Source organism: Eoetvoesiella caeni, from assembly GCF_003315175.1.
Taxonomy (GTDB): Bacteria; Pseudomonadota; Gammaproteobacteria; order Burkholderiales; family Burkholderiaceae_B; genus Eoetvoesia; species Eoetvoesia caeni.
Genome location: NZ_QNRQ01000002.1, coordinates 588,558 through 605,556, shown reverse-complemented (window position 1 = coordinate 605,556; position 16,999 = coordinate 588,558). Strand labels below are relative to the sequence as shown.

Annotated in this window: 16 protein-coding genes; 6 read left to right on the top strand and 10 right to left on the bottom strand. The window is 61.2% G+C overall.

Annotated features, from left to right (window positions below; translation table 11 throughout):
* Positions 1-111 precede the first annotated feature (111 nt).
* From DFR37_RS06475 to DFR37_RS06460, 4 genes are read left to right on the top strand one after another with little or no spacing between them, the layout of a single operon-like run.
* On the top strand, positions 112-1,167 hold the full coding sequence (locus DFR37_RS06475) for an HlyD family secretion protein (protein WP_113932379.1): 1,056 nt from the start codon (positions 112-114) through the stop codon (positions 1,165-1,167).
* Positions 1,164-2,990: an ATP-binding cassette domain-containing protein gene (locus DFR37_RS06470; RefSeq protein WP_113932378.1), complete on the top strand. Its 1,827-nt coding sequence runs from the start codon at positions 1,164-1,166 to the stop codon at positions 2,988-2,990. Before DFR37_RS06475 ends, DFR37_RS06470 begins: the two co-directional genes overlap by 4 nt.
* Positions 2,987-4,126, top strand: coding sequence for an ABC transporter permease (locus DFR37_RS06465; protein ID WP_113932377.1), 1,140 nt, complete (start codon positions 2,987-2,989; stop codon positions 4,124-4,126). The genes DFR37_RS06470 and DFR37_RS06465 overlap by 4 nt, the downstream gene beginning before the upstream one ends.
* Entirely contained in the window at positions 4,123-5,247 is a 1,125-nt protein-coding gene (locus tag DFR37_RS06460) for an ABC transporter permease (protein ID WP_113932376.1), read from the top strand. Before DFR37_RS06465 ends, DFR37_RS06460 begins: the two co-directional genes overlap by 4 nt.
* Before the next feature lie 182 nt (positions 5,248-5,429).
* On the opposite strand, the gene DFR37_RS06450 is transcribed toward DFR37_RS06460, so the two are convergent.
* On the bottom strand, positions 5,430-6,644 hold the full coding sequence (locus tag DFR37_RS06450) for an MFS transporter (protein WP_113932375.1): 1,215 nt from the start codon (positions 6,642-6,644) through the stop codon (positions 5,430-5,432).
* A 167-nt stretch (positions 6,645-6,811) separates the two neighbouring features.
* Between DFR37_RS06450 and DFR37_RS06445 the strand changes: the two genes are divergently transcribed.
* Complete coding sequence (locus DFR37_RS06445; RefSeq protein WP_113932374.1) at positions 6,812-8,047, top strand: CynX/NimT family MFS transporter; 1,236 nt, start codon at positions 6,812-6,814, stop codon at positions 8,045-8,047.
* A gap of 16 nt (positions 8,048-8,063) precedes the next feature.
* On the opposite strand, the gene DFR37_RS06440 is transcribed toward DFR37_RS06445, so the two are convergent.
* From DFR37_RS06440 to DFR37_RS06400, 9 genes are all read right to left on the bottom strand, one after another.
* Positions 8,064-9,287 (bottom strand): NAD(P)/FAD-dependent oxidoreductase, encoded by a 1,224-nt coding sequence (locus DFR37_RS06440; RefSeq protein ID WP_242341723.1) that lies wholly within the window; start codon positions 9,285-9,287, stop codon positions 8,064-8,066.
* A gap of 16 nt (positions 9,288-9,303) precedes the next feature.
* A complete protein-coding gene (locus tag DFR37_RS06435) occupies positions 9,304-9,900 on the bottom strand; it encodes a MarR family winged helix-turn-helix transcriptional regulator (protein WP_170139840.1) in 597 nt (198 codons plus the stop codon).
* Between the two features lie 31 nt (positions 9,901-9,931).
* A complete protein-coding gene (locus tag DFR37_RS06430) occupies positions 9,932-10,255 on the bottom strand; it encodes a 2Fe-2S iron-sulfur cluster-binding protein (RefSeq protein ID WP_245953996.1) in 324 nt (107 codons plus the stop codon).
* Positions 10,256-10,365: 110 nt separating this feature from the next.
* Positions 10,366-11,583, bottom strand: coding sequence for a cytochrome P450 (locus DFR37_RS06425; protein WP_113932454.1), 1,218 nt, complete (start codon positions 11,581-11,583; stop codon positions 10,366-10,368).
* Positions 11,584-11,605: 22 nt separating this feature from the next.
* On the bottom strand, positions 11,606-12,334 hold the full coding sequence (locus DFR37_RS06420) for an ABC transporter ATP-binding protein (protein WP_113932370.1): 729 nt from the start codon (positions 12,332-12,334) through the stop codon (positions 11,606-11,608).
* Positions 12,331-13,080, bottom strand: coding sequence for an ABC transporter ATP-binding protein (locus DFR37_RS06415; protein ID WP_113932369.1), 750 nt, complete (start codon positions 13,078-13,080; stop codon positions 12,331-12,333). The genes DFR37_RS06420 and DFR37_RS06415 overlap by 4 nt, the downstream gene beginning before the upstream one ends.
* Positions 13,077-14,072, bottom strand: coding sequence for a branched-chain amino acid ABC transporter permease (locus DFR37_RS06410; protein ID WP_242341722.1), 996 nt, complete (start codon positions 14,070-14,072; stop codon positions 13,077-13,079). Before DFR37_RS06410 ends, DFR37_RS06415 begins: the two co-directional genes overlap by 4 nt.
* A complete protein-coding gene (locus DFR37_RS06405) occupies positions 14,072-14,932 on the bottom strand; it encodes a branched-chain amino acid ABC transporter permease (protein ID WP_113932453.1) in 861 nt (286 codons plus the stop codon). The genes DFR37_RS06410 and DFR37_RS06405 overlap by 1 nt, the downstream gene beginning before the upstream one ends.
* A 216-nt stretch (positions 14,933-15,148) precedes the next feature.
* The gene (locus DFR37_RS06400; protein WP_113932367.1) at positions 15,149-16,312 is read right to left on the bottom strand and encodes an ABC transporter substrate-binding protein; all 1,164 of its coding nucleotides are present in this window, start codon (positions 16,310-16,312) and stop codon (positions 15,149-15,151) included.
* A gap of 269 nt (positions 16,313-16,581) precedes the next feature.
* Here DFR37_RS06400 and DFR37_RS06395 point away from each other — a divergent pair, with 269 nt between their 5' ends.
* A complete protein-coding gene (locus DFR37_RS06395; protein WP_113932366.1) occupies positions 16,582-16,830 on the top strand; it encodes a GlsB/YeaQ/YmgE family stress response membrane protein in 249 nt (82 codons plus the stop codon).
* Positions 16,831-16,999: the final 169 nt, after the last annotated feature.

Below are 16,999 nucleotides of genomic sequence, written 5' to 3'. Positions count from 1 at the left end.
CGCAAACGCTCGGTGTTTGCGCCGCGATTGCCTCACACGATTGCTGCAATTAGGGGCTACACTTTACAAGCCCTTCCAGCTATGTGAAACGATCCATAAAGGCGCGTACACATGAACAAAGCCAAGCCCGTCGTAGCCCTTGCCGTTATCGCCGCTCTTGCCATCGCCGCCGCACTGGCCTGGTGGCTGCTTGCTGTCAAGCCCAATCCTAATAGCCTTATCTTGTACGGCAACGTCGACCTGCGGCAGATCTCGCTGGCTTTCAATTCCAGCGAACGGGTAGAGCAGATGCTGGCTGCCGAAGGCGACCAGATCAAGGCCAACCAGGTGCTGGCCGCGCTGGACACGACCGTACTCACGCTGCGGCTGGCGCGGGCCCAAGCGCAGGCCAACGTCCAGCAACAAGCGTTGCAAAGCCTGGAGGCCGGCAGCCGGCCCGAAGAAATTGCCCAGGCGCGAGCCGAAACCGCCGCCGCCCAGGCCCGTGCGGATCAAGCCAGGCAGCAATACCAACGTTTGCGCGATGCCACGGCACGCACAAAAGGCCAGGCCGTCAGCCGCGAACAACTGGACGCCGCCCGCGCCGACCAAGCCGTCGCACTGGCCCAGTTAAACCGAGCCAACAAGGCCCTGGAACTGGCCATCGCCGGCCCTCGCCAAGAGGCTATCGGCCAGGCCCGGGCTCAATTGGCCGCCGCGCAGGCCGACCTGGCCCTGGTCCGCCAGCAACTGGCCGACGCCAAGCTCAAGGCGCCGGCCGATGCAACAGTACGCAGCCGCCTGCTCGAGCCGGGCGACATGGCTTCGCCGCAACGCCCCGCCTATACCCTGGCATTGACCAGCCCGAAATGGGTACGCGCCTATATTCCCGAAACCGAGCTTGGCAACGTACAACCGGGGCAGGCGGCCCAGGTGCTAACCGACAGCCATCCCGAACAGGCCTTGCCGGGGCGGGTGGGCTATATCTCTTCGGTTGCCGAGTTCACCCCCAAAACGGTCCAGACCGAAGACCTGCGCACCAGCCTGGTCTACGAAATCCGCATCAATGTCGATGATCCGGATAATCGCCTGCGGCTCGGCATGCCCGTAACCGTAAGCCTGTCCATGACCGGCAAGGACGCGGATGGCGCGGCCGCGCCCTCAACGCCCGGATCGCAGCGGCCATGAACTCGCCAGCCCCGGCCCTTTCGGCGCGCGGCCTGAGCAAGCATTTTCTGGCCAAGGGCTTGCGACAAACCGCGTTGGACGATGTCTCGTTCGAGGCGCAAGCGAGCGCCCTGAGTGCGCTGGTGGGTCCCGACGCCGCCGGCAAAACCACCATGTTGCGCCTGGCGGCCGGCCTCATGCACGCCAGCCATGGCGAATTGAGCGTATTTGGGCTTGATGTGGCCGCCCACCCCCAGTCCGTACAAGACCGCATCAGCTATATGCCCCAGCGCTTTGGCCTGTACGACGACCTGAGCGTGCAAGAGAACCTCGATCTCTACGCCGACCTGCACGGCGTGCCGCGCAACGAACGAGGGCCGCGCTATGCGCGCCTGATGGAAATGACCGATCTGGGCCGTTTCACCGGACGCCTGGCGGGGAAGCTTTCGGGCGGCATGAAACAAAAGCTCGGCCTGGCGTGCACGCTGGTGCGTTCGCCCGAGCTGCTTTTGCTTGATGAGCCGACCGCCGGGGTCGACCCCTTGTCGCGGCGAGATCTGTGGGAAATCCTGGAGCACCTGGTGCAGAAGGAAGGCCTGGCCGTGCTGATCAGCACGTCGTATCTGGACGAAGCCGCGCGCTGTTCCCATGTCGTGGTGCTGCATCAGGGTCAGCTCCTGGCCCAGGGCGCGCCGCAAACCATCAGCCAAAAAGCCGGCGGTCTGTGCTTCCTGGCCACGCCCGCGCCGAACCAGCCGGCCCGCAGCCTGCAAGTCCGGCTACTGGACGCGCCAGAAACGCTGGATGCCGTCCCGCGCGCAGGTCAGGTTCATTTCATCCGCTCTGCCCGCGCCGTGCAACAGGGCGACCCCGCGCTTGCCGCCGTACTCGATCATGCCAGCCATACGAGCACCCCGCCGACACTCGAAGATGGCTTTATGGTGATGCTGCGCACACAAGGCCAGCCAGATGCACGGCCTCACGCCCCTGCCCCGGCGTCCGAACGTGCGCCAGCGGAGCACGCCGCTGGCGACACCGTCATTGAAGTCAAGAATCTGGTGCGCAAGTTCGGCGACTTCGTTGCCGTGGACAACACCACGTTCAACGTGCGGCGCGGTGAAATCTTCGGCCTGCTCGGCCCTAACGGCGCGGGCAAGACCACCACTTTCCGCATGCTTTGCGGGTTGCTTCCCGCCACCAGCGGCGAGCTCAAAGTGGCCGGCAACAACCTGCGCACGGCTGGCGCCCAGGCCCGCCTAAAAATCGGCTATGTCGCACAGCGGTTTGCCCTGTACGGCAACCTGTCGGTCCAGGAAAACCTGGTGTTCTTCGGCGGCGCATACGGCCTGTATGGCAAACGCCTGCGCGAGCGCATTGAAGCGGCCATGGATCAATTCCAGCTGCGCGAGCACAGCCGCGCCGCCGCTGGCCAATTGCCGGGAGGCTTCAAGCAGCGCCTGGCCATGGCTGCGGGTTTATTGCATGAGCCCGACATCCTGTTTCTCGACGAGCCAACCAGCGGCGCCGACCCGCTGGCACGCCGCGAATTCTGGCGGCGCATTACCGCCCTGGCCGAACAGGGCACGACCGTTGTCATCACCACGCACTTCATGGAAGAAGCGGAATACTGCGACCGCGTCGTCATTCAGGACGCCGGCCGTATTCTTGCCATGGGCACGCCGCTGGAAATCCGCCGGCAGGCCGGCAACGCCCAGGGTGCTCAGATCACGATGGAGCAGGCCTTCATAGATATCGTCGAACGCGCACGCAGGCAGGACGCCGATGAAGACGCTTCCGGTACAGCCCACCCGTCCACCGCGGCAGCGGAAGAAGGCGCATCATGACAGCTGCCAAGCGCAATGGCTTTTGGCGGCGGCTGCAGGCGTTGACGCTGAAAGAAACACGCCAGCTGCTGCGCGACCGCAGCAATCTGTTGATAGGGCTGGGCCTGCCGATCGTGCTGATACTTATTTTCGGCTATGGCCTGAGCTTCGATGTAAAAAATGCACCGGTCGCCGTCGTTATGCAAGACGACTCGCCCACGGCCCGCGATGCCGTATCGGGCTTGCTGCTGTCGCCCTATATCGCACCGCTTATAACCAAGAATATGCAGGAAGCGGAAAAGCTGATGGAACAGCGTCAGGTCGACGCCATCGTCCACCTGCCCGCGGATTTTTCGCGGCAGCTGGCATTGGGCCAGGGGCGTATCCAGCTTATCGTGCACGGCAGCGATGCCAACCGGGCCCGCACGATACAAGGCTATATCGAAGGCGCGCTGGCGCTTGAACAAGCGCGCCTGGATGATCGCCAGGGCGGCGCATCTTCACCGGCGGGCATTGCCACCATGGAAGCGCGCCTGTGGTTCAACGCCGCCAACACCAGCACCTGGTTCCTGGTGCCCGGCCTGATCGTACTGATTGCCACGCTGGTAGGCGCCTTCCTGACCGCACTGGTCATGGCGCGCGAGTGGGAACGCGGCACGCTGGAGTCGCTGTTCGTCACCCCTGTGCGCCCCATGGAAATTCTGCTTGCCAAAATCATTCCCTATTTCTGCGTCGGCATGATCGGCCTTTTCCTGTGCGTGCTGGCGGCCAAATTCCTGTTCCATTTACCCATCTACGGCTCTCTTGCCATTCTTTTTGCCAGCTCGGTGCTTTATCTGCTGGTTGCGCTTGGCCTTGGCCTGCTTATTTCTTCCGTTACCAAAAACCAGTTCATGGCCAGCCAGCTTGCCCTGATCATCAGTTTCCTGCCCGCCCTTATGCTGTCGGGCTTTCTGTTCGACCTGCGCAATATGCCCGCGGTTGTGCGCGCACTGGGCCATGCCTTGCCCGCCACCTATTACCTGGAACTGTTGAAAAGCCTGTTCCTGGCCGGCGACATCTGGCCGTTGATTCTTCGCAACTGCGCCATACTGCTGCTGTATGCGGCCGTCCTCATGGCCCTGGCTCGCGCCAAAACCCGCAAGAGTCTTGAATGAACATCGCCGCCCTCGCCGCCCGCATGTTGAATATTTTTCGCAAGGAACTGCTGATCATCCTGAAGGACCCGGCCAATCGCGCCCTGCTGCTGGTGCCGGTCATCGTGGAGTCGCTGATCTTCGGCTACGCCGCCACCTACGACCTCAAACATGCGTCCTATGCCTTGCTGGACCAAAGCCACAGCGCGGCGTCAACCCAGCTGGTTGCGCGCCTGGACGCCTCGGGCGTATTCGAGCGCCGCGCCACACTACGCAATGAAGCCGATATCGCCGACGTGATCGACACGCAAAGGGTCCTGGCCGTCATTCATATCGGCCCCCGCTTCGAACAACTGCTGCACGCCGGGCAGCCGGCCCCGGTGCAAGTCATTATTGATGCCCGCAACTCGGCCACCGCCAATAGCGCCCGGGCCTACCTGGCAGGCATCATCGATCAATTCAATACGCAATGGCGCCGTATGCATGAAGCGCACGGCCCCGCATTGGCCATTGAAACGCGCGCCTGGTACAACCCCAATCTGGACACGCGCTGGTTCATGCTGCCTGCGCTCATCGCCGCGCTCAGCATGATCCAGACGCTGATGCTGTCCGCCTTGTCGGTTGCGCGCGAACGCGAACAAGGCACGTTCGACCAGCTCCTGGTCGCCCCTTATACGCCCACGCAAATCATGGTCGGCAAGGCTGTGCCGCCCATCCTGGTCGGACTGATTCAATCCACGTTCATCCTGCTGATTTCCATGTTCTGGTTTCGTATTCCCATGGCCGGATCGCTGCTTTCGCTGTATGCGGGCTTGTTGCTGTTCACCATTGCCGTCGTGGGTATCGGCCTTTCCATTTCTGCGCTGTCGTCCACCATGCAGCAGGCCATGCTGTATACCTTTGTACTGATCATGCCGCTCATGCTGCTTTCGGGCCTGGCAACTCCGGTCCAGAACATGCCGCGAGCCATGCAATGGCTGACCTCGATCAATCCGCTGCGCTACGGCATCGACCTGGTGCACCGCATTTATCTGGAAGGCGCAAGCCTGGGCAGCCTGGCCGGCGACATTCTTCCACTGATCGCCATCGCCGCCGTCACCCTGCCCCTGGCGGCGTGGCTGTTTCGGCATAGGTTGGCATAGCTGCGTACCCTCCGCGCTTAGGCTTGACGACGCGTTTTGCCGATTCGGGTCAGGAATATGGTCATCTTGACCACGTCGTCCATGACGCCGCCGGCGGCGACGACCGGGTCCTTGATCTTCTGGAATACAACCTTGGCGCCCCTGGCTTATAACGCGGCTGCGTCCAGGCGAAACGGCTGGGCTTATGTTTTTCGGCCCAGAAGCAGCGCCATGCCAATACCGGCCAAGGCGCATGCGCCCGTCGCGACCCAGGTCCACTGCCAGCCGCCCGCCACGGTAACCACCCAGGCCACGGCCGGCGGGCCGGAAAATTGGCCAAGGGCCGAACACTGCTGCAGCCATCCTATGGAAGTGGATGTGGTGCGCACTGAAGGCGCAAGCTTGATCGCCAATAGAAACAAGGTGGTGGGCACCAGGCCGCCCACGCCCGAAAAGAGCAGCACCGCGATGAACTTGCCGGTAGCGGATGGATTCAGGCCAAAAGCATAGAGCGCGCCCAGGGCCATGACCGCGAAGCCGGTACACAACAGAACCTTGGGCCGAACCCCGCGATGCAGCAGGCGGCCGGCGGCCACATTGCCGACGGCGTTGGCGCCGGCCACGATGGCGGTCAGCGCACCGGCGGTCGTGCCCGAAATGCCGGCCGCTACATAGATGGAAGGCAAAAAGCCGATTACAGCAGTCCACTGGCCCGAATATGCGCCAAAGCTAAGCGCCACCAGCCAGACATTGCCGGACGCCAGTGTGGTCTTGATAATGGCCATCGCCGAGTTCTTCTGTTTATCGGCCGGTTGAACAGCGGCACGGGGCGGATCGGAAGGGATCCAGCGAACCACCGCCGCCAGCATCAAGAACGAGACGCCGGCAAGCAGCAGCCATAACATGCGCCAATTGCTCACGCTTAATATCCAGGAGCCGGCCAACAGAATAATGACCGTGCCTATGGGCATATAAGTGCCCCAAAGGCCCATTATGCGGCTCAGGTGCGAAGATTCGACAAGGCGCCGAATAAGGGCGGGCCCTGGCAACGTAACCATAAGAAAGCCGCAACCTTCCAGCGCGCGAAACAGCAACAGCGCATTCTTGTCATGAACAACGGTACCCAATGCCGATGCCGCGCCCAATAACGCAAGCCCGACGACAACACAGCGGCGCAAACCGATTTTTTCGGCGAACAGACCCATCAGCAAGCCCAGCGTCATGCCGGCCAACTGCACCAAAGACAGCAGGAAGCCCGATTCGACCAGGGACAGGCCCATTTCTTTTTGCAGTTCGGGCAAAGCGGGGGGCAGCTTCCAGATATGCAGGGCCGCGCTCATGCCCGCCGCCACCACAAGGTAGGCGACGCGATTGCCGTGGGTGCTGGTGGATCTGGCGGCTGAAGTAATGCTGTTCATCGGTATTCACTGTCTGATGCAATTGAAGGATTAGATCATGAGAGCCGCAACGCTTGTCTGGCCCGGCACCCCGACGCCGCAAAGCGGCGGCGCAGGCACGCCAGCGGCGATTATCTTGTGGCACACTGTAACGTAATGCCAGCAATCTAAGTACACTAACAATTATCATGCAAAGTAATCAGCAAAAAAATGCCGCCCGTCCGCCGGCTTCTGCCGCTGCGTCCCGGTCCTTGCGCCCCAAGCTTATGCTTATTTTGGCGCTCTTTTTCGTGGCGGCCAACCTGCGGCCCGTTCTGATCAGCCTGGGGCCGGTACTGGATTCGGTCCAGGCCAGCCTGGACCTCTCGGGTTCAGGCAGCGGTCTGCTGATTACCTTGCCCATCCTGTGCTTCGCAGGCTTTGCCCCGTTTGTGCCCCGGCTGCTGCGCTACTGGCCGGCCGAACGCCTGATCCTGTGGGCCCTGCTCGTTCTGGCTGCGGGCATTGCCGTGCGCAGCCTGTTCGGCATTACCGGGCTCTTTGCCGGCACATTTATTTCAGGCGCCAGCATCAGCGTCATTATGGTTTTATTGCCCAGCATCATCAAAGATCATTTTCCGTCCAAGGCCGGCGTAATGATGAGCCTGTACTCCACCGCTTTATGCCTGGGCGCGGCCATTGCAGCGGGCGCGACAGTGCCTTTGCAGAACATTCCGGGCAGCAGCTGGCGCTGGGCTATGGCTTTCTGGCTGGTACCCGCCCTGCTTTCCGCCCTTGTCTGGCGCCCGCATATTCCGCCCCGGCAGCCGCAGCAAGAGCGCCGGTACAGCCGGACTCCCCGCCTGCGTTCCAGCCTGCTGGCCTGGCAGGTCACGCTGTTCATGGGCCTGCAATCGGCCGTGGCGTACTGCGTATTCGGGTGGCTGCCCTTTATTCTTATCGATCGCGGCCTGAATCAGGTCACCGCCGGCCTGGTACTGTCAATTTCTCTTGGAATCCAGCTTATCAGCTCGATGCTGGCCCCATGGATGGCAACCCGGGGACGTGATCAGCGCAGCACCATCGTCCTGATGCTGACCATGTCGCTAAGCGGCATGATGGGCCTCATTTACGCGCCGCTTGCGCAAGTATGGGTTTGGTCCATTGTGCTTGGCCTGGGCCTGGGCGGCGTATTCAGCATTGCGCTGGCGCTGCTGGTGCTGCGCTCGCCCAATCCGCAAGTGGCGGCCGCATTGTCGGGCATGGCCCAGGGCGTGGGCTACGCCATTGCCGCCGTGGGCCCGTTTGCGCTGGGGCTGCTGCACGAGCTTACAGGCGACTGGAACGGCGTTGCCCTGTTGTTTGCCGCCTTTATTATTGGCGGCGGCATCTTCGGCATGGGGGCCGGGCGCGCAGGCTACATCAAGGCGGACGCAAAAAGCTGACAGGCGCCCGCCCCGCTTATGCCGGCTTGTTCATCAAGTCTTTTAACGGCACGCCGGCATCGGCTGCCTGGGCGGGTGTAATGGCCGTGCCCAAGGTGATCAGCTTGCGGGCGGCGATATGGTCGGCCGCTGAATTGATGCTTTCGGCCGACGTCAGGATATCGCCCTTGAAATACAGCACAGAGAATTTATCCTGGGCGGGGTCGCCGCGAACCACACGCTTATGGTCCTGCTCGGGCACACCGGCAATCTGGATACGCACCGCGCCCTGGTCGGACCAAAACCACGGCAAGGCGGCATAGGCCTGGGGCTTGCCGGCAACGGTAAGCGCCGCGCAACGCGCCTGGTCGTTGGCATTCTGTACGGACTCAAGCCGGATGCGCCGGCCCAGTGCCGCTGAGGGAAAGGCAGTGCAATCGCCGATGGCCAGGATGTCCGGGTCGCTGGTACGCATGTAAGCATCGACCACCACGCCGTTGTCGCACTCCAGGCCTGCCTGGCGCGCCAGTTCGTCGTTGGGCACAGCGCCGATGCCGACGATGACCATGTCCGCGGGCAGGTAATCTTCTCCAACCCAGACGCCCTGGACGCTGTTGTCCGCCACGTCGATGCGGTCCGCAGCGGTTTGAAGCCGGATATCGACGCCAGTCGCGCGGTGCTTTTCCAGCAGATAGGACGAGATTTCAGGCGACGACGAGCGCCCCAGCAGCCGCGGCGCGGCTTCGAGCAGGGTCACTGCCTTGCCCAGTTGCGCCGAGGTGGCGGCAATTTCCAGCCCAATGAAGCCGCCGCCGATCACCAGGACATTTTGCGCGGCCTGCAGCCGGCCGCGCAGGCGCTGCGCGTCATCCAGCGTGCGCAAGGTAAATACATTGTCGTAGCCGCCTTCGAACAGCGGCAAGGTGCGAGCCCGGGTGCCCATGGCCAGGACCAGGCAGTCGTATGCAAGGCGTTCGCCAGATGCCAGGCCGATGGTCTTGCCCTGACGGTCGATGTCGACCGCCTTGCTGGCCAGTTGCAGTGCGGTGTTGTTGTCGGAATAGAAACTGGCCGCCCGCAATAGCGCGGCTTCGGGCTGGGGGTCTTTCAGGTAGGTCTTGGACAAGGGCGGGCGCTGGTAGGGCAAATGCGCTTCGTCTCCGACCAGCACCAACTGCACATCTTCCTTGGATTCGATGACGCTGGCGCAAAACTGCGCTCCCGCATGGCCGCTGCCCACTACTACAATCTTCTTTGCCACAATATTCCTTAGTTCTTTATTTGACCTGCTGCGCGCCTGTGTCTTCGACATGCTTGTGCACGTATGCGCGCGTCGCTTTCTCGACCTCGGGCAGGTTGCCGTGCAGGCGATGCAGCAGTTTAATCAAAATTTCGGCCTCGCCCGGCGTGATGCACGACAGCAGCGCCCGCTGGCGCTCCAGCGCCACGCCCTGGATCTGATCATGCTTTTCGCGTCCGGCCGGTGTCAGCGTGGCGTAGCGCACCCGGCCATCCCTGGGGTCGCTGGAAAAGGTCACCAAGCCTTTTTCGTACATGCTTTTAAAGCAGCGGCTTACCGAGCCCTTGTCCATGCCGATGAGCTTGCACACCATATTGACCGATACTTTTTCTTCCAGCGCCAGCATGACCAGCACGCGCCAGATCTCTATGCCCACGTCGAAGTGCTTGCGATAGGTCGAAGCCGCCCCCGAGGCCAGCTTGGTCGTCACAAACGTGAGATAAGCGGGCACATAATTTTCCAGGTCCAGGCCGGAGGGCACGAAGCCCGAATCCGGGCCCGCCGTGCGCGGTGCTTTCGGCTTGCCAGGCTTTTTCGCGGCGCGCGCAGCAACCGAAGGGGCGGTATTCTTCATGAACGACAAATCTCGTGGGGCAAAACCGCCATTATTGCTGAGTTTCCGGCAGGTAGACGGTGACGGCGCCATGCTCGTCCTTCAGCTTCAGCTGGCAACCCAGGCGGCTGGACGGACGCAGCGGACTGCTGGTGCAGTCCAGCATTTCCTGCTCGGGCGCACTGATGGCGGGGAATTTGTCCATATCGGCTTCATCGACATACACATGGCAGGTTGCGCACATGGCCGCGCCGCCGCATTCGCCCACAATGCCCGCCAGGCCATTATTTACCGCGGCCTGCATGACGCTGGTCCCTTCAGCGACTTCCAGCTCTGTAACGGTGCCTTGATGATCCACATACTTTACGGTAACCACTTCACTATCCTTCTGGCCTTTGCCAATCATGTGTTAGCGCCGACTTCAGCGAAGGCGCCATGCGTGCATGCGGGCGCGTCGCCAATTGGACGCACCGGCATGCATGCGCTTTAATGCGGAACAAAACGAACTGGCAAGGACTCCAGCGCCCTTAGCGTATTGTTCAACCGCCGCGTGGGCTCGCCCAGCATTTCAATGCGCTTGACGCGCTTGGTCATGGCGGTGAAGATCAGTTCGCCTTCCATCCGCGCCACGGCCTGCCCCACGCAGCCATGGATGCCCGAACCAAAAGCCATATGCCCCACCGGCTTGCGTTCAATGTCGAACACGTCGGGATTCTTCCATTGGCGTCCATCGCGATTGGCCGCGGCCAGGAAGAAAATGACCTTGTCATTGGCCAGCATCGGCGTGCCGGCAAACTCTATAGGCCGGTTCACTGTCCGGAAAAACGTCTGCACCGGCGACTCAAAACGCAGCGCCTCTTCAAAGGTTTGGCGCGCCAGCGTGGGGTTTGCAACCAGCTTGTCGTACTGCTCGGGGAACTGGGCCAGGCAATACATGGCATTGCCGATGCCGTTGACGGTGGTGTCCACGCCCGCGGACAATAAAGAGCGCACCAGCAAGGTGGCTTCTTCGTGCTTGATCTCGCCCGCATCGGCGGCCTGGTAAATCAGGTCGCCGAACCCGTCGGGGCTCAATTCGGAGCGCTGGCATTGATTCATGATCCACTCGCGCACCGGTTCGTAGCGCCCCACGGCATCAAGGAACACATGGTTGCGCGGGCCGAATGCATTGAACACCATATCGCCGTACAGCAACAGGTTGTCGCGGCCCTCTGCGGCCAGCCCCACCGCATCCGGAAACACCTTCAGCGGATAAGCCTTGGCCAGGTCCTTGATGGCGTCGAACTCGCCCTGCTCGACCAGGCGATCGATAAGCTCGTTGGCTTGTTTTTCGAAATCGGCGCGGACTTTCTGCATCATTTTCGGCGACAGCACGCGGGCCAGGACTGTGCGCGAACGCGTGTGCTGCGGCGGGTCGGCCTCCAGGATCAGGCTGGGAGGACGAAACGGCTTTTCCGTGCGGAAATTGGCCAGGCCTACGCCCGCCGACGAAATGAAGTTTTCCCAGTCATTAAGCCCGGCCCGCACCTCCTCGTGGCGCGCCACGCCCCACAGTTGGTAGGGCTCCAGCCAGACCACCGGACCCGCCTCGCGCATCCGCTCGTGGTACGGATAAGGCATGTTCAAAAAGTCATCGGAAAACGGGTCGATATCAAGACGCGGCGCGTCGATTCCGTCCCGGGTTAAAGTTTGTGTGTCGCTCATGGCTATGTCTCCCGCAAAAAATTCAGGCGTCACTGTGCGCCGGCGCCTGCGCCACCGCTATATGACGATCCACGATGCCCGGATCGGCCAGCAGTTCAGAGGTCGTCCCCTCGTGCACTACTGCGCCGTGATCCAGCACCACCGCCCTTTGGGCAAAATGAAGCGCTTCCTGCACTTTCTGTTCTACCAGCAAAACCGCCACTCCCTCGTCGCGGCTCAAAGTCTCGAAAGCCGACATCAGCTCTTCGCAAATGATGGGAGCCAAGCCCTCCAGCGGCTCGTCCAGCAACAGCAGTTGCGGCTTGCCAAGCAGTGTGCGTGCCACCGAAAGCATTTGCTGTTCGCCGCCGGAAAGCTCGGCCCCGCCGTTGTTGCGGCGCTCTTGCAGCCTGGGAAAAAGCTCGTAGGCGCGCGCAATCGCGCTGGCAGGCCCATTGCGCAAGCCGGCAATCAAGTTTTCTTCGACCGTAAGCGAAGGAAAAATATCGCGGGTTTGCGGCACATAGCCTATGCCCATGCGCGAACGCGCAACGGTGCTGCTGCGGCTGATGTCGCGGCCGTTCCAAAACAGGCTGCCGGCGCGCCGGTCGGTCAGGCCCATAATCGTCTTGAGCGTCGTCGACTTACCCACGCCGTTGCGGCCGATAAGGCAGACTCGTTCACCCGCCTCGATATGCAGCGACACGCCATGCAGCACTGTCAGTGGGCCGTAGCCGGCCTGGACGGACGATAGTTCAAATAGCGCGCTCATGCCTGCCCTCCCTTGCCAAGATAAACCGCGCGCACGACGTCGTTGCCGCGGATCTGCGCCGGCGTGCCGTCGGCCAATACCGCGCCGTTGGCCAGCACAAGAATGCGCTGGGCAAAACGAAAGACCAGGTCCATGTCGTGCTCGATAATAACCACGGCCAGGTCGGCGGGCAGCCGCGCAAGCGCGTCCAGGATAAGCTGCGCCTCGGACTTGGGCACGCCCGCCATGGGCTCGTCCAGCAACAGCACCCTGGGCTTCAGGGCAAGCGCCAGCGCCACTTCGACCAAGCGTTGATCGCCATAGGCCATTTCCGAAGGCTTGCGGTCTTGTGCACGCGACAGTTGCAAGCCTTCCAGGATTTGCATGGCCTCATCGCGCACATCGCGATACGAATCCTTGTGGCGCCACATGTTTCCTATGCTGCCATCGCGCTGGTGGATGGCCAGGGCCAACTGGTCGATGACCGAAATCTCGGGCGCCAGCTTGGAAATCTGGAAGGTGCGCACCAGGCCGCGGCCTACACGGCGGTAGCCGGGCCATGCGGTGACGTTGTCCTGGCCAAGGAAGATTTGCCCTCGATCGGACTGCAAGGCGCCGGCTACCTGGCTGACCAGCGTGGTCTTGCCAGCTCCGTTGGGACCGATAATGGCCAGGCGTTCGCCCGGGTGCAGCTCGAAGGACACATCGTCCGTGACCTTAAGGCCGCCATACGATTTGCTTAAATGCTCTACACGCAGAACGCTCATGCGCGTCTCCCGAAGATGGCCAGGGCATTCGCGCCCAAGCGCCGGGCCAGCAGGACAATGAATCCCTTGGGCAGGAACACCACGGCCATCAACAAGCCGCCAATGACGAACAGCCAGTGAAATGGATTGGCCATAGCCGCAAAATGATGAATGCTGGAAAACAGCGCCGTACCCACAATAGCCCCCACGAGGTTGCCCGAACCGCCCAGCACCAGCATGACCAGGGCTTCGGCCGACAAGTCGAACCCCAGGCTGTCCAGGCCGACGATTTGATTGACCTGGGCCGAGATGCCGCCCGCCAGGCCCGCAAATGTGCCGGCCAGCACATACAGTTTAAGCAGATGCGGATAGATGCGGGTGCCGTTGGCGCTCATCCGGTCGCGGTTTTCGCGTATGCCCATGCAGCACAGGCCGAAGGGCGAATGCATAATGCGCCGCAACACCACAAAGGAAAGCAGCAGCAGAATCATGCTGTACCAGTAGCCTGTCACCCCGAACATGTCGAATTCGAATCGGCCGAACACCGGCGAGATCTCGAACCCCGACAGGCCATCGTCGCCGCCGGTAATGAATTGCAGCTTGCTGGCGATGCTTTGCATGATCTGCACCACGGCAATCGTCAGCATTAAGAAGGCCAGCCCCTGGTATCGCACCAGGAACGAGCCTGCCACCAACGCCAGCAAAGCGCCCGCGCCCGCCGCGACCACCAGGCCGGCCAGCGGATCGCCGGTAAGGAACTTGGCGCACAGCGCCGCCGCATAAGCGCCCATGCCGTACATGGCCGCGTGCCCCAGCGTAGGCAATCCGGCGTAGCCGGTTACAAGGTCCAGCGACATCACCAAGATGGCGATTGTTGCGATCCGGGTCAGCATCAGCAGATTGCCCGGAAACAACCAATACAGTGCGAATATCAGGACCAGCGCGGCCAGATAGCCTTGCCATGGAATATAGGTGCGGCGCCCAGCGCGCAAAGAAGCTTGGGACAATTGCATCATCGTCTCCGCAAAATGCCGTGAGGGCGTAACGCCAGCAATGCAATCATTGCCACATAAAAGAAGAAGCTGCCGAATCCGGAAGCCAGGTATTTGCCGGCGGTATCGACAATGCCAAGCAGCAAGGCGGCGCACAATGTGCCCGAGACACTGCCCAGCCCGCCCACCGACACGACAACCAGCATCAACACCAAATACTTCAGGGGATAATAAGGTTCAAGCGGCATAAGCTCCGCGCCCAGCACACCGCCCAGCGCGGCCAGCCCGGCGCCGAAAGCAAAGGTCGCGCATTGCACAACACGGATATTGATGCCCAGCGACGACGACATGGAAGCGTTGTCGACCGAAGCGCGCAGCCATATGCCGAACCGCGTCTTGGCGATGATCACCCAAAGCAGCAACACTACCGCCAGCCCCATGACCACGACCATCACTCTTTGTGTAGGCAAGGTGCGCCCACCCAAGGTAATAGAACCATGCAGCCAGCCAGGCAAGGGAATTTGCTGGATATAGGCGCCGGCCAGAAAATTGGCCAAGGCAATGGAAGCGAAGGTGAAGCCGATTGTGAATAGAACCTGCTGCAATTCTGTTTTGGCATACAGGAAGCGGAATACAAAGACTTCAAGCAGCGCCGCCAGCAGCATGGTGGCGGCAATCGCCACCACGACGCCGCCGAAAAACGGCACATCCGCTTCCCGGATAAGCCAGGCGGCAATATAGCCGCCCGCCATCGCGAAAGCGCCATGGGCCAGGTTGATGAAGCGCATCAGGCCCATGGTGACGGAAAGGCCTACGGAGATGACGAACAACACCATCCCGTAGACGATTCCGTCTATCAAAATATTACTCAGTTGCAACATGAAAAATGCCCCCACGCTGCGCCGCTGCGCGGCTTGCTGCCCCCCGAGGGGGCGCCTTTTGCCTTGGGGCGGCCCGGCGGCAAAAGTTGCCCCCACGCTGCCCCGCTATGCGGCTTGCTGCCCCCCAGGGGGGCGCTTTTGCCTGGGGGCGGCCCGGCGGCAAAAGTTGCCCCCACGCTGCCCCGCAAGGGGATGCCTTTTGCCTTGAACTCATATTTACTCCAGTCCGTGGTCGCCTTGGGGGCCGAAGTTCTCGATTTCCTTGTTGATCAGCACGCCGTCGCTGCCTTTTTCAACCTTGCGCAGGTAGACGTTTTGCGTAATATGGCGCGTCTTGGGGTCGATCGAGACCGGGCCGCGCGGGCTTTCCCAGGCGAATCCCTTGATGGCGGCCATGGCTTTGGCGCCGTCCTTCTTGCCGTCGGTGGCCTCGACCATCTTCTGGATGACCCGCATGCCGTCGAAAGCGCCAATGGAAGCGTAGTTGCGCAGCGCATCAGGGGCCTGCTTCTTCATGGCCGCTTCGAACGCACGGTTGGCGTCGGAATCGTGGGCCGCCGAATAATGGAAGGATGTCATCAACCCAACCGCCGCATCGCCGAACTTCTGCAGATCGAATTCGTCGGTTTCAGCCGTACCCAGGAACTCGACGCCGGCTGCGCGCAGGCCGTTCTGGTTGTAGGCATTGACGAAGCCCAGGTTGGGAGGACCGCCCGGCAGGAACACATAGACGGCCTGTGCACCGCTATTCTTGATGCGTTGCGCGTATGGGCTGAAGTCATTGGTGCTTAGCGGCATGCGTATGCTTTCAACCACTGTACCGCCCGCCTTGGTGAAAGCCGCGGTAAAGGCTTTTTCGGCGTCCACGCCCGGCGCGTAGTCGGTCACGGCGGTAACCACCTTGGTCAGGCCTTTTTTATGCGCCCAATTGGCCAGCGGCACGGTGTCTTGCCATAAGGTATATGACGTGCGCACGAAGTAGTCGGACTTGGTCGTAATGACAGAAGTGGCCGCATTGAAAATGACGGTAGGAGTCTTGGACTGCTGTATCAGCGGGGCCACGGCCATGGCATTGGGCGTGAACACCAGGCCGCCCAGGTAGTCGACCTTGTCGTTGACTATCAGCTCTTGCGCCGCGGTTTTCACCGCGCCGGGATTCGGTCCGCCGCTGTCGCGGTAGACGATCTGGATATCGTGGCCGCCGAATTTGCCGTTCTGCGTGGCAAGATACGATTCGGCGCCGTCTTTGAAGAGTTTTCCGTAATGGGCAAATGGCCCGGAAAATGGCGCGATTATGCCCACTTTAACTGGGTCGGCGATGGCGTAGCCGGAAATCGACGCGGCCATGAGGGCGGCAACGCCCAAGCGCAGTGCTTTCATTTTGTCTCCTGATTTTGGACTTGTTGTACAAACTTGCCGCGGGACAGTACAGCCGCGATAAGCTTGCTTGCCAAAAAGTCTACGACCAGAAGGTTGGTAAGTCAACTAGTTGAAACACCAACAGACGTGAAATATTCAGATACCAATTTTGGCCGCACAAGCTGGACGCCCCTGTCCGACCTCCCTATTATTGGCAGTATCGGAACATGGCAGTAGCCGATAAGCAGCGTTACCAGGCGCATCCGTTTTACCAACCAGGAGCAAATCGCATGGGTATTATCAGCATGATCGTCGTTGGATTCATTGTTGGCTTGATCGCTCGCGCCATCATGCCGGGAGACCAAAAGCTCGGTATTATCCTCACCGTCATCCTCGGCATTATCGGTTCAGTGGTCGCGGGCTACCTCGGCGCCGCTGTCGGCTTGTATGCTCCGGGGCAAGGCGCCGGCTGGATAGGCTCCATAGTCGGGGCCATTATTGTTTTGTTCATTTACGGATTGATTGCCAAAAAAACCTGAACTGGCGCCAGCCGGTCCTGAACAAAGCGCGCTGGCCCGCCAAGGCCGGCCGCGGCAAACAACCCGCCGCCACGCTGCGCCCTGCATCATGGCGGCAAGCGCGGCGGTTCTTTCCCATGCCGTCATAGATGGAGTTCTTCACTACAATAAGATCCTGGATCGCAACGAG